We start from the raw sequence: 12,999 nt of genomic DNA, 5'->3' as shown, positions 1-12,999 counted from the left end.
TGCGCAGAACACATGACTGCCGGCACGCCAGTACTGTCTCGAACAGAGGCCGGAGACCCTGCCCCACACGATTTCAGACCAGGTGCAACACCTCTTTCAGGCTCTCATTTCCCTGCACGAGATCCGCAAGGCTGACCTGATCGAGCGTTCCGTAAAACGCCGCAAGGGCGGCATGTAACGCCCCCTGAAGCTTGCAGCAGCACGAAATCGGGCAGGTATTCGTAACCGGATCAAAGCATTCCGCGAAAGGTACGCCGGATTCGAGTTTGCGGAATACGTGACCGACAGAAATCTCCTCGGGTGGCTTTGCAAGCGTCAGACCGCCGTTGCGGCCACGCGTGGTTTTCACCAGGCCGTGATGGCTCAGGGTATTGATAACCTGTGCCATGTGGTTCTCCGAAGTATTGCAAGCCGTGGCGATATCTGATTTTCGAACGATACGTCCGGAATTCACGGCGCAATACATGAGGGCCCGCATGGCAATATTTGTACGAGTTGTCAGACGCATGCGCTCTTCCGCTTTGCTGTGTAATATCCGCTTCCGGTTTTGAACCATTGCGAATGCATATTTTTGTAAACATAACCCCTTCGCAGAATCAGGCAAGCGCCTTCTTTTCGGGACATTCCGCCCGGCAGGACAGGCCCGCAAGAGGCAGGATGTGAGACCCCGGCGCAAGAAAAGGCCCGACCCCGCCGCCGCAAGGCTCGAAAAGATGACCCAACCGGTTCGCAGGCTTCTGCGGCGCTCGGGCGATCTGGGGGTGGTCTCGTCGCTTCTTTGGCTGGTCCAGGCGGGGGCGGTGTCTGTTTCCATCGCGCAAATGCTGGAGCCGGGCGCCTACACCGGCAGCCCCGCACTTTACGCCGTCATGTTCATTGTTTTGGGTCTTGCGCGCGCCGCGCTGGACAGCCACGCCGGGGCGTTGGCCTTCCGGGCCGCCGACACCGTTCTGGCACGGGAACGCGCCGCACTGATTGCCCGTGAAACGCGCCGCCGCGCGAACGACCCGGCGCGTCCGCCCGCCGCCAGGACCGCGACTCTGGCCGCGGAAAAACTCGCCGCGCTCACCCCTTACCTGACACGCTATGCCCCGGCCCGGCGCCGTTCGACGGTCCTGCCTTTTGTCATCCTGGGGATTTCGGCTTATTTTTCGTGGGCCGTGGCACTGGTTCTGCTGATCGCGGGGCCACTTGTTCCGGTCTTCATGGCCCTCGTGGGAATCGCCGCCAAAGAAGCAAGCGAACGCCAGATGCGGGAAGTCTCGGACATGAACGTGCTGTTGCTGGAACGGCTGAGCGCCCTGGTCGACATCCGCCTTCTGGATGCCGCCGAGCATACGACCGCACAGTTCAGAACCGCCGCCGACCGGCTGCGATCCCGTACGATGGAGGTGTTGCGCATTGCCTTCCTGTCCTCGACGGTGCTTGAGCTTTTCGCCGCCCTGGGCGTGGCGATGGTGGCGGTCTACGTGGGCTTTTCCCTTCTGGGGGAGTTGAGTTTCGGCGCATGGGGCACCCCGCTGACGGTGGCGGAGGGGATTTTCCTGCTCCTGCTGGCTCCGGATTATTTCCAGCCCCTGCGCGATCTCGCCGCCGCATGGCATGACAAGGCCGACGCAAACGCCGTGGCGCGCGAACTGGCAGAGCTCGAGGCCCAGCCCGAGACCTCATTCCTTGGCACCGGCATGCCCGCGCCTGCCCTGCCTTCCGGAGTGCTGTCAGTCCGGGAGCTGGCCCACCGCCTGCCCGGCGGCACGGTAATTCACTACCCGGATTTCGACCTTGCTCCCGGCGAAACGCTTGCGATCACCGGGGCGAGCGGTGCCGGAAAATCGTCGCTTCTGCGCCTGCTGGCCGGACTGGAAGCACCGGAGGCCGGCGAGATACGGCTGGGCGGATCGGTGCTGACGCCGGAAACCGCCGATGCCTGGCGCGGCGGGCTGGGCTGGATGCCCCAGGCCCCGCGGTTTCTTTCGGGAAGCCTGCGGCGCAACCTCACGCTGGCCGCCCGTCCGGGCACGGATCACACGCTGGACCGTGCGCTGACGCTGGCTGCGGCAGACGGCGTCGTGGCCACCTTGCCCCGAGGTCTGAACACCCAGTTGGGCGAAAACGGCATGGGCGTATCGGGGGGCGAGGCCCGGCGGCTGATCCTTGCCCGCGCGGCCCATGCCCACCCGCAGATCCTGCTGGCCGATGAACCCACCGCAGATCTTGACGAGGAAACCGCCGCCCAGGTCACCAGCGGCCTTCTGCAAATGGCCACACAGGGAACGGCGGTGATCGTCGTTACCCACGATCCCGCGCTGGCGGCGCGGATGAAACGGCAGATCGCCCTGCACGGGGAGGCCGGGGCATGAAAAACGTGCTATATATCCTGCGCCTGATCTGGCGCGCCCAGCCCAAGGCCCTGATGCGCGGCACGACGCTGGCGGTACTGGTACTGGCGGCGGGGGTCGGGCTGCTGGGGCTTTCGGGGTGGTTCATCACCGCCGCCGGGGCCGCCGGGCTGGCCGGGGTCGGTATTGCGTTCAACGTGTTTCAGCCTTCGGCCGGGGTAAGGTTGCTTGCACTGGGCCGGACGGCCGCACGCTATGGCGAGCGGCTGCTGACCCATGACGCGACACTGAAAAGCCTGACCGATATCCGCGTCAACCTGTTGCGCGGCGTCCTGGGGTTGCCTTTTACCCGGCTGGGCAAGCTTCGGGGGGCGGAAACGCTCAACCGGCTTATCGCCGATGTGGACGCACTGGACGGAATCGCCCTGCGCCTGTTCATCCCGGCCGTGTCTGCGGTTCTGATCTACGCCGGAGCGTTCGCGCTTCTGTCCTGGTTGAGCGCACCGGTTCTGGCCGCCTGGGTGGTGCTGAGCTTTACGCTCGGCGTTGCCGCGGCGCTGTGGTGGACATCGCGCCGCGCGCTGGCGCCCTCGCGCCGAGCCGAGAAAGCCCTGCAGGCGTTTCGCATCCGCCTGATCGACATGTTGCGCGCGCGCGACGACCTGCTGGTTTACGGCCATCTGACCGATCAGGGCGCCTCCGTGGCCGAGGCCGAAGCCCGCCTGCGCGCCAATCTCGACGATACCGACCACGTGGAACGGCGCGCGGGGGTCGCGCTGTCGGCCACAGCGACGATTTCGGCGGGGGGGGCGCTGTGGCTTGGGGGCAGCCTGGCCCATCAGGGGGCAATCGCCCCTGCGGCGGCGGCCTTGGGGTTTTTCGCTGCGATGGGAATGTCGGAAACCGTCGTGCCGGTGCGGCGTGGCCTGGCAGAGCTGGGCCGGATACTGGACGCCGCCCGCAATGTACGCCGGCTTCTCCCGGAGGATAAGGCACCGCACCCCAAGAGGCCCGCGCGCAGGGACGAAGCCGTCGCCCTGCGGATGGAAAACATCTGCTTTCGCCATGCCGGGGCCCTGCGACCGGTGCTGGAAGGCTTCGCCCTGTCGGTCGAACCGGGTGAGACGGTGGCCCTGACCGGACCCAGCGGCAGCGGCAAAAGCACCGTTCTGGCCCTGGCCGCCCGCCTGATCCGGCCCGAATCCGGACGGGTGGTTCTCAGCGGAACCGACCTGGCAACCCTGCCCGCAGCACAGTTGCGGGCGGCACTGACATACCTGCCACAGCGCAGTACCCTGTTAGGGAACAGTTTTTTCGACGTTCTGACACTGGCCGACCCGGCTCTGACAGAAGAACGCGCCAGCGATGTGCTGGAGGCCATGGCGCTTGCCTCCGTGGTTGCGGCGCGCGGGGGGCTGCATGCCCCCCTGCGAGAGAACGGTGCCGGCCTTTCGGGCGGCGAGCAGCGGCGGCTGGTCCTGGCCCGTGCCGTGCTGCGCCGTCCCGGCCTGCTGCTTCTGGACGAACCGACCGAGGGACTCGACCGCGCCACCGCCGACACGGTGCTGGCTGGTCTGCGCCGAATCTTGCCTGAGGCGACCATCCTGACGGCCTCGCACCGGCGGGCCGAGCGCGACTGGGCAGAGCGGATCATCCAGATGCACTAAAGATGCATTTCAGATTTTCCTTTTTGACATAAGTCAATGCTCCTGCGCGCCTGTACTCTTAGAAACACTCTAACATGTTTTCAGAATACATGTTTGTGGAAGGGAACGGCCTGAAGGAGGTCCGGGAATGGAACTCGACATCGTAGAGCTGTCACGGCTGCAATTTGCCATGACGGCCATGTACCACTTTCTCTTTGTGCCGCTGACGCTTGGTCTGTCGATCATCGTCGCGATCATGGAGACGGTCTATGTGATGACCAACCGCCCGATCTGGCGTCAGATGACGAAATTCTGGGCAACGTTGTTCGGCATCAACTTTGTCCTTGGGGTGGCGACGGGAATCACCATGGAATTTCAGTTCGGCATGAACTGGTCCTATTACAGCCACTACGTGGGCGACATTTTCGGCGCGCCGCTGGCGATCGAGGGCCTGATGGCCTTCTTTCTGGAGGCAACCTTCGTCGGGCTGATGTTCTTCGGCTGGGACAGGATGAGCAAGGTCACCCACGCCGTGGTGACATGGCTGGTGGCCATCGGCTCGAATTTTTCGGCACTCTGGATCCTCATCGCCAATGGCTGGATGCAAAACCCCGTGGGTGCCGGGTTCAACCCCATGACCATGCGCATGGAGATGACCAGCTTCTTCGAGGTCATGTTCAACGAGGTCGCCCAGGCGAAATTCGTGCACACGGTTTCGGCGGGGTACGTAACGGCCTCGGTCTTCGTGCTGGGGGTGTCTGCGTGGTATCTGCTGAAGAACCGCCACACGGAACTTGCCCGGCGTTCCATCGCCGTTGCAGCCAGCTTTGGTCTTGCGTCGGCGCTCTCGGTGGTAATCCTGGGCGACGAGTCCGGCTATTCGGCCACCCATACGCAGAAAATGAAACTCGCCGCGATCGAGGGCATGTGGGAAACCCATGACGCCCCCGCCCCGTTCAACCTTGTTGGCATGCCCAACCAGCAAGAGCGTGAAACCCAGTACGCGGTGAAAGTTCCCTTCGTGATGGGGCTGATCGGCACCCGCTCCCTGACGACCGAGATGCCGGGCATAAATGAGCTTGTCACCGAGGCCGAGGGCCGCATCCGCAACGGGCTGATCGCCTATGACGCACTGATCGAAATCCGCGCGGCACGCGACAATGCAGGCACCGAAACCGTCACCAGGTTCGAAGACCACAGCGCCGATCTGGGCTTTGCCCTGCTGCTGAAGCGATATGTCGACGACCCGCGTCTGGCGACAGACGACCAGATCGCCATGGCGGCGAACGATACCGTGCCCGGCGTACTGCCGCTGTTCTGGGCGTTCCGTATCATGGTGGGGCTGGGCTTTGCCTTCGTCGCGGTGCTGGCATTCTTCTTTATACGGGCCTCGTTTTACAACATGCGCTTCCCACGCTGGGCGTTGCGGATGGCAGTAATCATCATTCCCGCCCCCTGGATCGCCGCCGAAATGGGCTGGTTCGTAGCAGAGTACGGCCGCCAGCCCTGGACGGTGGACGGGGTGCTGCCCACCGCGTTGTCGGTGTCCAATCTCAGCGTTGCGCAGGTGGGGCTGACCCTGTCCGGGTTCGTGGCACTCTACTCGATCCTGTTCATCGTCGAGATGGGGCTGATGCTGAAATACATCCGCAAGGGTCCCTACATGGATGTAGCCGAAACCGACGCGTGGATGACGCAACATAACCGGCAACTGACCAACGGCAGCCCTGCACAACCCGCGGAGTAAGAAAATGATCCTGCATGAATTCATGGACTTCGAGATCCTGCGCGTGATCTGGTGGGGCCTTCTGGGAGTACTCCTGATCGGCTTTGCCCTGACTGACGGGTTCGACCTGGGCGTGGGAACGCTGCTGCCCTTTGTCGCCAAAACCGACCTGGAGCGGCGGGTCGCCATCAACACCGTCGGCCCGGTCTGGGAAGGCAACCAGGTGTGGTTCATCCTTGGGGGGGGTGCCATCTTCGCCGCCTGGCCACCGCTCTACGCGGTCAGTTTTTCGGGATTTTATCTGGCGATGTTTCTCATCCTCGCGGCGCTGATCCTGCGCCCGGTGGGTTTCAAGTACCGCTCCAAGCGCGACAGCGCGCTTTGGCGGACAACCTGGGACTGGGCACTGTTCATCGGCGGTTTCGTCCCCGCACTTGTCTTCGGGGTCGCGGTGGGCAACGTTCTGCAAGGTGTCCCATTTTACCTGACCGAAGACCTGATGTCCTTCTACGAGGGCACGCTGCTGGACCTTCTGAACCCATACGCGATTCTGGCGGGGCTGGTTTCGGTGGCAATGCTGGTGATGCACGGGGCCGCGTGGCTGGTGCTGAAAACCGAAGGACTCGTGGCGCATCGCGCGCGGGGCTTCGGCATCTGGGCGGCACTGGCGACCATCATACTATACGCGGGGGCGGGACTGTGGCTGGCCAACGGGATCGACGCCTACGCCTTTGTAGGCGACATTGCCCATGACGGCCCATCGAACCCGTTAATGAGCGAGGTAGCCAAGGGCGGGAGCTGGATGAGCGCCTATTCCGAGCGTTCGTGGATCGCCATCGCCCCGACGCTGGGCTTTGCCGGTGCGGCGCTCGCGGTTCTGGGATTTCTGGCTGGCAAGGAAGGCTGGACGATGATCGCCTCGAAACTGTCGATTACGGGGATCGTCTCCAGCGTCGGGCTGACGATGTTCCCGTTCATCCTGCCATCCAGCATCGCACCGAACGCGTCGCTGACGGTGTGGGACAGTTCGTCCTCACACCTGACGCTGTTCGTGATGCTGGTGTCGGCGGTCATCTTCGTGCCGCTGATTCTGGCCTACACCGCATGGGTCTACAAAGTGCTGTGGGGCAAGGTTACCGCGCAGGACGTAATGGAAAACAGCGACTCGGTTTACTGAGAAAGGACAGAAGATGTGGTATTTCGCTTGGCTGCTCGGCCTTCCGCTCGCCGCGCTCTTCGCCGTGGTGAACGCGATGTGGCTGGAACTGAACGCCGATCGCAAGACGATGGGTGACACCGGCCGGGACTGACGAACACGGGCGGGGCATTGGCTCCGCCCCATTTTTTTCGTGACGTTTCGCGGAAAAAATGCACCCCTCAAAGATGAGTCTTTGACACAGGTACCATTTCTGGTGCAGATATATTCTTGTTTATGAATATATGGGGGAGAAATGGGACATCCGCAAAACCTTACCGCTTCGCGCAGAGCTTTTCTGGGGTTTGCCGCCGGCGGTCTGGCCCTGGCCGGAACATCCGGGCAGGCCCGCGCGGAGAACGTGAAAACCAGCGCCAAGATCGTCATCCTCGGCGCCGGGGCCGCGGGCACGGCCCTTGCCAACCGCCTGGCGGACAGGCTCGACGGCGCTCGGATCACCCTTGTGGACGGACGCAAGCGGCATCTGTATCAACCGGGCTTCACGCTGATCGGCGCGGGGCTGAAACCGGCGAACTACTCGGTTTCCACAACGGCGCAATGGCTGCCGCGCGGGATCGACTGGGTAGATGAAAGCGCCGCCAATATCGACCCGGAGGCCAGAACCGTCACCACACGGGGCGGCAAAAAGCTGTCCTACGATTTTCTCGTCCTCGCCACCGGGCTGAAGCTCGACTGGGGCGCGATCGAGGGGTTCTCGCTCGACATGGTGGGCACCAACGGGCTGGCGGCCGTCTATGCCGGACCGGAATATGCAGCCAAAAGCTGGCAGGCAATGGACCGTTTCACCGACGAAGGCGGCATCGGGTTGTTCACACGCCCCGCGACCGAAATGAAATGCGCTGGCGCGCCGTTGAAATACACCTTCCTGACCGAAGACTACGCCACCCGGAAAGGCAGCCGCGGGCGGATCGAGATAAACTATGCCGCTCATTCCGGCAGTCTCTTCTCGGTTCCTATCGTGAACGAAAAAGTGCGCATGCTGTTTGAGCAACGCGGCATCGACATCGCCTATGACCGGGTGCTCAAGGCCATCGACCCCGGCCGGAGAATCGCCACCTTCGCCTCTCCCGAGGGCGATGTGGAAATGCCTTACGATTTCACCAATGTCATTCCCCCTATGGTCGCGCCGGATGTGGTGCGCGATTCGCCCCTGGCGGTACAGTCGGGCCAATGGCTGGATCAGGGTTGGGCCGATGTGGACAAGTCCACCATGCGCCACATCCGTTATCCTGAAATCTTCGCGATCGGCGATATCGCTGGCGTGCCAAAGGGCAAGACGGCCGCTTCGGTGAAGTGGCAGGTCCCCGTGGCCGAAGACCACATCGTCGCCGACATCACCGGCACACTCAGCCCGGCAATCTACAACGGCTACACCTCTTGCCCGATGATCACCCGCATCGGCCGGGCGATGCTGGTGGAGTTCGACTACGACAACAATCTTACCCCCTCCTTCCCCGGCGTGATCGCGCCACTGGAAGAATTGTGGGTTTCCTGGCTGATGAAGGAAATCGCGCTGAAAGCCACTTACAACGCGATGCTGCGCGGCAAAGCCTGAGGAGGAGCCCCAATGAAAGACCTGACGCTTGAAACCCTTCTGGCAGTGTTCGAGGAAATGTTCGGACCGCTTCTGTTCTGGGCGATGGTGGCCGTTGCCGCGATCATCACAATCACCTTCGTTTTCGTCCTGATCCGGGACCGCAGCCTGGAAGGCCGTACCCTTGTGCGCGCCGAGTTGTCGGCCCCGATCGGGGCGCTTGCCGCGATCTGGTTCGTCCAGTTCATGACGAATTCCGGCTATTCCGACGTTGGCGGGCCGGTCGACCTGTTCGTGCTGCTGCTGACGGGGGTCGCGGGGGCCGTGGGACTGACCATTCTGGTTTACACCGTCCTCGCCCTGCTGCCCGGAAAACACCCACGACAAAACTGACAGGACCAAAACAGACATGACGTCATCCACGGAACCCCATCAACAGGCACAAGGGCGCCTGGCGCATTTTCCCATCATGTTCTTCGCGACCGTGATGGGGATGCTGGGCCTGGCGCTGGCCCTTCACGCAGGCGAACACAGCTTCGCCACCGGAACGCAGTATGCGCGGATTGCGCTTTATGCATCGGCGGCGATGTTCTTGACCATCGCATTTTTCTACACGGCAAAAACCCTGATCTATCCGGGCATGACCGCCGACGAGTGGCATCACCCGGTGAGATTGTCGTTCTTTCCGACGGTGTCGATTTCCCTTCTGCTGATGTCGGTCGCAACGCTGGCAGAATACCCTGCCATCGCCGAACCGCTGTGGATGGTGGGCACCGCCCTTCAGGGCGTGCTGTCGCTGATGGTCATCGCCGACTGGATCGGCCACCGCAGCTTCAAACACGGCCACCTGAACGCGGCGTGGTTCATTCCCCCGGTGGGCAACCTGATCGTCCCGATCGCAGGGGCGCAGCTTGGCCATGCGGACATCTCATGGCTGTTCTTTTCCTGGGGAATGATCTTCTGGCTGGTGCTGCTGACACTGGTGATGAACCGGCTGACTTTCCACGATCCGCTGCCGGGCCGATTGCAGCCGACCTTGGTGATCCTGATCGCTCCGCCCGCCGTCGGCTTCATCGCCTGGATCAAGCTCAGCGGGGCGCTGGATGTGCTGGGCCTGTTCCTGCTGAACTCCGCCTATGTTTTTGCCCTGATCGTGGCAACACAACTGCCGCGCATTCTGCGCCTGCCTTTCGCGCTGTCATTCTGGGCGCTGTCGTTTCCACTCGCGGCGCTGACGATTGCCACGTTCCTCTACGCAACAGAAACGGAATCGACCTTCCATCGATATCTTGGCGCGGGGCTGCTGGCTGTGCTTCTGGCAATCATCCTGATTCTGGTCGGGCGCACGACACTGGCGATCACCCGCAATGAAATCTGCCAACCCGAATAACGGGGCGGGCGGCGCAAAGCCGCCCCTTCACCGCCGGGTCAGAAGGCTCAGCACGAAAAACAAGGTTGCCGTCACGACAATGCTCGGACCCGCCGGGGTATCAAACTGCAATGACCCCCATAATCCCCCAAGAACAGACAAGGCCGCAACGGCACTTGCGCCGGCCGCCATCATTTCGGGGCTTTGAACAAAGGCCCGCGCAGCGGCGGGTGGAACGATCAGCAGCGCCACGATCAAGAGTGCCCCCACCACCTGCAACGCCACCGCCACCACCAGCGCAAGAGCCAGCGTCAGCACAAGCTTTTCCCGCGCGGGAACAAGGCCGGAAGCCGTTGCAAGATCCTCGCTGACGGTGACCGTCAGCAGCGCGTTCCAGCGCCAGGCAAGCAGCGACAGCACCACCAGTGCCCCCCCCCAGATCAGCGCCAGATCACCACGGCTAACCGCAAGGATATCCCCGAACAGGTAAGCGTCCAGATCCACGCGGACACCGGGCAGAAAGGCGACCGCGACCAGCCCCGCCGCCAGCGCCCCATGGGACAAAACTCCAAGCGCGCTGTCCACCGCCAAACCGCGCCCGGTCAGGGAACTGACCGTCAGCCCCATCGCCAGCGCCGCCGCCAGCGTCCCGGCAAAGACAGACACCGAGAAGGCCAACCCCAGCGCCACACCAAGAATCGCCGCATGGGCCGTGGCCTCCCCGAAATAGGCCATTCGCCGCCAGACGACAAAGCTGCCCAGCGGCCCGGCCGCCAGTGCCACCGCCAGCCCGGCCAAAGCCGCCCGGACCATGAAATCATTCAGCATGCGCGTCCTCCGCATGGGAGCATCCATCATGGGAGTGGCTATGCGCCCGGTGCTGGTAAAGCGCCATTGTGCCCTCTGTCCCGAAGCCGAAAAGCGCACGGTACTCGGGCGCGGCGGTTACGATGTCAGGCTTCCCCTGACAGCAGATATGGCCATTCATGCACAGCACGCGCTCCGAAGCCGACATGACAACATGAAGATCGTGGCTGACCATAAGGATGGCTGCGCCGGTATCGTTGCGAACATCCTCTATCAGTCGATAGAAGGCGGCAGTGCCCGGTTGATCAAGGCCCTGGGTCGCCTCATCGAGGATCAAAAGGTCCGGGCGGGTCAATAACGCCCGTGCCAAAAGCACCCGCTGAAACTGTCCGCCGGAAAGCGCACTCATCTGCCGGGCTTGCAGTCCCGGCACCCCGACCCGTGCAAGCATCAGATCCACCTCATCCCCGCATCTTCGATCCGGCAGCGAAAGAAATCGCTGCACGGTCAACGGCATGCGTGCATCGACGGCCAGCTTTTGCGGAACATAACCCAACCTCAGCCCGGGCTTGCGCCACACCTGCCCGGCAGTGGGCGGGACCACCCCCGTCAGTGCCCTGATGAAGCTTGACTTCCCCGACCCGTTCGGACCGATAACCGTCACGATCTCGCCGGAATCAATGGCAAAATCCACGTCACGCAAAGCCGTCACATCGCCGTACCGCACCACCAGATCTTTCGTTTCGATCAGGCGCATCGCTATGTCCTGCAAGCCAGGCACAAACCTGCGGCCTCGATACTCAGCCGGTCGATCTTAAAACCAACGGGCGCAGCGGTATCGAGCGCCTCGGCCACAGCCTGGCCGGGCAACTCTGCCAGCGCCTGGCACCCCTCGCAGATAAGGAAGGCGGGGACATGCACCCTACCTGGATACATGCAGGCCGCAAAAGCGTTAAGCCTCCGGATACGGTGGGCAAGCCCCTGCGCCACGAGGAAATCCAACGCCCGATAGGCGACGGGCGGCTGACGCCTGAAGCCATCGTCGACCAGCTTGTCGAGCACCTCGTAAGCCCCAAGAGCCTTGTGCGCCTGAAGCAGAATTTCCAGCGTGCGCTTGCGCACCGGGGTCAGGCGCTGATTGCGGGCCGCCATCAGTATTTCGGCCTGGGCAATTGCCGCGCCGCTGCACCGGGAGTGATCATGGGTCGCGAAGGCCAGGGCGGGATCGGGGTGCATGTTTGCCTCTTGACTTGTTACTTTATAACATATTCTTTCTGCGCAACCTCTTGCAACCCCTTTCGGAGATTCATATGCGCCGGTTTCTTGCCCTTGCCGTCGGTCTCGTCGCCATGCCCGCCCTTGCCGCACCGCCTGCCGTCATGACAGACACACCTGTCGTACATTCCCTTGCGGCACAGGTGATGGGCGACCTGGACGCGCCCGGCATTCTTCTGGGACAGGGGGCCAACCCGCATCACTTCCAACTGCGCCCCTCGCAGGCGCGGGCGTTGTCAGAAGCAGACCTCGTGCTGTGGGTCGGACCGGACCTGACGCCGTGGCTGGCCCGTGCGATCGAGGGCGTCGGCCTTTCCGGGCGAAGCCTCATACTGATCGACACCCCAGGCACACAAACACGCCGTTTCACCGCCCATCATGATGAAGACGACCACGCCCACCCCCCCCATGAGAACGATGACCCGCATGACCTCCATGCCCATGAATCTCTTGACCCGCATGCGTGGCTGGACCCCGACAATGGCCGCATCTGGATACACGCCATCGCCGACGTGCTGGGTGAGATCGACCCGGAGAACGCCGAAATCTACGCGGCAAACGCGCAAACCGCGCTTGCCCGCATCGCAAGGGCCGAAGCCGCCGCACGCGAAACGCTTTCCCCAGTCGGCAACACACCGATCATGGTGTTCCATGATGCCTACAGCTATTTTGCAGATCATTTCGGGCTGCACATTGCAGGGGCTATCGCCCTTGGCGACGCTGCGACCCCCGGCGCGGCACGTTTGACCGCTTTGCGCGAAGAACTTTTTGATCGGGGCCCGGTCTGCCTGTTTCCGGAAGCGCAGCACGATCCGGCCTATGTCAATGCCATCGCTGAAGGGACACCGGCCCGGATCGGTCCGGTTCTCGATCCTTCGGGCAGCACGCTGACCTACGGACCGGAATTGTACGGCACACTGCTGGAAACCCTTGCCACGCAGATCGCATCCTGCATCACTGCCAGATAACACTCTGGCACACCGCTGTTGATCTGAACCGCGCCGGGTTTTCCGGAGGCTCCAACTTCTGAGTAGGATGGAGCATCATGAGCAAGACGACGAGCAAGTATTCCCCCGCAGTACTCGAG

13 protein-coding genes are annotated in these 12,999 nt (G+C 62.7%); 9 read left to right on the top strand and 4 right to left on the bottom strand.

Annotation, left to right across the window (positions count from 1 at the left end; translation table 11 throughout):
* Positions 1-73: 73 nt before the first annotated feature.
* Positions 74-508, bottom strand: a complete 435-nt coding sequence (locus tag C8N32_RS00065) for an RrF2 family transcriptional regulator (protein WP_107890436.1) — start codon at positions 506-508, stop codon at positions 74-76.
* Positions 509-713: 205 nt separating this feature from the next.
* On the opposite strand from C8N32_RS00065, the gene cydD reads away from it, so the two are divergent.
* The 8 genes from cydD to C8N32_RS00025 all read left to right on the top strand — a co-directional run bounded on the left by cydD (position 714) and on the right by C8N32_RS00025 (position 9,851).
* Complete coding sequence (gene cydD, locus C8N32_RS00060) at positions 714-2,360, top strand: thiol reductant ABC exporter subunit CydD (RefSeq protein ID WP_107890435.1); 1,647 nt, start codon at positions 714-716, stop codon at positions 2,358-2,360.
* Positions 2,357-4,006, top strand: a complete 1,650-nt coding sequence (locus C8N32_RS00055; protein ID WP_107890434.1) for an amino acid ABC transporter ATP-binding/permease protein — start codon at positions 2,357-2,359, stop codon at positions 4,004-4,006. The genes cydD and C8N32_RS00055 overlap by 4 nt, the downstream gene beginning before the upstream one ends.
* A gap of 127 nt (positions 4,007-4,133) precedes the next feature.
* Positions 4,134-5,732 (top strand): cytochrome ubiquinol oxidase subunit I, encoded by a 1,599-nt coding sequence (locus C8N32_RS00050; protein WP_107890433.1) that lies wholly within the window; start codon positions 4,134-4,136, stop codon positions 5,730-5,732.
* A gap of 4 nt (positions 5,733-5,736) precedes the next feature.
* Complete coding sequence (gene cydB / locus C8N32_RS00045; protein WP_107890432.1) at positions 5,737-6,888, top strand: cytochrome d ubiquinol oxidase subunit II; 1,152 nt, start codon at positions 5,737-5,739, stop codon at positions 6,886-6,888.
* Positions 6,889-6,901: 13 nt separating this feature from the next.
* Positions 6,902-7,021 carry a cytochrome bd-I oxidase subunit CydX gene (cydX, locus tag C8N32_RS00040; protein WP_107890431.1) on the top strand — a complete coding sequence of 40 codons (120 nt, stop codon included), beginning with the start codon at positions 6,902-6,904 and terminating at the stop codon, positions 7,019-7,021.
* Positions 7,022-7,162: 141 nt separating this feature from the next.
* On the top strand, positions 7,163-8,482 hold the full coding sequence (locus tag C8N32_RS00035; protein WP_107890430.1) for an NAD(P)/FAD-dependent oxidoreductase: 1,320 nt from the start codon (positions 7,163-7,165) through the stop codon (positions 8,480-8,482).
* Between the two features lie 12 nt (positions 8,483-8,494).
* Positions 8,495-8,854 carry a DUF5368 domain-containing protein gene (locus tag C8N32_RS00030; RefSeq protein ID WP_107890429.1) on the top strand — a complete coding sequence of 120 codons (360 nt, stop codon included), beginning with the start codon at positions 8,495-8,497 and terminating at the stop codon, positions 8,852-8,854.
* Positions 8,855-8,870: 16 nt separating this feature from the next.
* Positions 8,871-9,851 (top strand): SLAC1 anion channel family protein, encoded by a 981-nt coding sequence (locus C8N32_RS00025; RefSeq protein WP_107890428.1) that lies wholly within the window; start codon positions 8,871-8,873, stop codon positions 9,849-9,851.
* Between the two features lie 27 nt (positions 9,852-9,878).
* On the opposite strand, the gene C8N32_RS00020 is transcribed toward C8N32_RS00025, so the two are convergent.
* Genes C8N32_RS00020 through C8N32_RS00010 form a run of 3 tightly spaced genes read right to left on the bottom strand, consistent with a single transcriptional unit; the run spans position 9,879 to position 11,873 of the window.
* Complete coding sequence (locus C8N32_RS00020) at positions 9,879-10,658, bottom strand: metal ABC transporter permease (RefSeq protein ID WP_107890427.1); 780 nt, start codon at positions 10,656-10,658, stop codon at positions 9,879-9,881.
* Entirely contained in the window at positions 10,648-11,394 is a 747-nt protein-coding gene (locus tag C8N32_RS00015) for a metal ABC transporter ATP-binding protein (RefSeq protein WP_107890426.1), read from the bottom strand. The genes C8N32_RS00020 and C8N32_RS00015 overlap by 11 nt, the downstream gene beginning before the upstream one ends.
* Before the next feature lie 2 nt (positions 11,395-11,396).
* On the bottom strand, positions 11,397-11,873 hold the full coding sequence (locus C8N32_RS00010; RefSeq protein WP_107890425.1) for a Fur family transcriptional regulator: 477 nt from the start codon (positions 11,871-11,873) through the stop codon (positions 11,397-11,399).
* A gap of 74 nt (positions 11,874-11,947) precedes the next feature.
* On the opposite strand from C8N32_RS00010, the gene C8N32_RS00005 reads away from it, so the two are divergent.
* Complete coding sequence (locus C8N32_RS00005) at positions 11,948-12,880, top strand: zinc ABC transporter substrate-binding protein (RefSeq protein WP_107890424.1); 933 nt, start codon at positions 11,948-11,950, stop codon at positions 12,878-12,880.
* Positions 12,881-12,999 lie beyond the last annotated feature (119 nt).

This window comes from Rhodovulum imhoffii (assembly GCF_003046545.1).
Taxonomy (GTDB): domain Bacteria; phylum Pseudomonadota; class Alphaproteobacteria; order Rhodobacterales; family Rhodobacteraceae; genus Rhodovulum; species Rhodovulum imhoffii.
Note: the sequence above shows the minus strand (reverse complement) of the source record. Positions and strands in the feature narration are given on the sequence as shown.

What these genes read in the sequence shown, in the direction of transcription:
- C8N32_RS00015 (WP_107890426.1), bottom strand. Translation starts at nt 11,394, where the DNA reads ATGCGCCTGATCGAAACGAAAGATCTGGTGGTGCGGTACGGCGATGTG.
- C8N32_RS00065 (WP_107890436.1), bottom strand. Translation starts at nt 508, where the DNA reads ATGCGTCTGACAACTCGTACAAATATTGCCATGCGGGCCCTCATGTAT.
- cydD (WP_107890435.1), top strand. Translation starts at nt 714, where the DNA reads ATGACCCAACCGGTTCGCAGGCTTCTGCGGCGCTCGGGCGATCTGGGG.
- cydB (WP_107890432.1), top strand. Translation starts at nt 5,737, where the DNA reads ATGATCCTGCATGAATTCATGGACTTCGAGATCCTGCGCGTGATCTGG.
- C8N32_RS00050 (WP_107890433.1), top strand. Translation starts at nt 4,134, where the DNA reads ATGGAACTCGACATCGTAGAGCTGTCACGGCTGCAATTTGCCATGACG.
- C8N32_RS00055 (WP_107890434.1), top strand. Translation starts at nt 2,357, where the DNA reads ATGAAAAACGTGCTATATATCCTGCGCCTGATCTGGCGCGCCCAGCCC.
- C8N32_RS00030 (WP_107890429.1), top strand. Translation starts at nt 8,495, where the DNA reads ATGAAAGACCTGACGCTTGAAACCCTTCTGGCAGTGTTCGAGGAAATG.
- cydX (WP_107890431.1), top strand. Translation starts at nt 6,902, where the DNA reads ATGTGGTATTTCGCTTGGCTGCTCGGCCTTCCGCTCGCCGCGCTCTTC.
- C8N32_RS00005 (WP_107890424.1), top strand. Translation starts at nt 11,948, where the DNA reads ATGCGCCGGTTTCTTGCCCTTGCCGTCGGTCTCGTCGCCATGCCCGCC.
- C8N32_RS00025 (WP_107890428.1), top strand. Translation starts at nt 8,871, where the DNA reads ATGACGTCATCCACGGAACCCCATCAACAGGCACAAGGGCGCCTGGCG.
- C8N32_RS00035 (WP_107890430.1), top strand. Translation starts at nt 7,163, where the DNA reads ATGGGACATCCGCAAAACCTTACCGCTTCGCGCAGAGCTTTTCTGGGG.
- C8N32_RS00020 (WP_107890427.1), bottom strand. Translation starts at nt 10,658, where the DNA reads ATGCTGAATGATTTCATGGTCCGGGCGGCTTTGGCCGGGCTGGCGGTG.
- C8N32_RS00010 (WP_107890425.1), bottom strand. Translation starts at nt 11,873, where the DNA reads ATGCACCCCGATCCCGCCCTGGCCTTCGCGACCCATGATCACTCCCGG.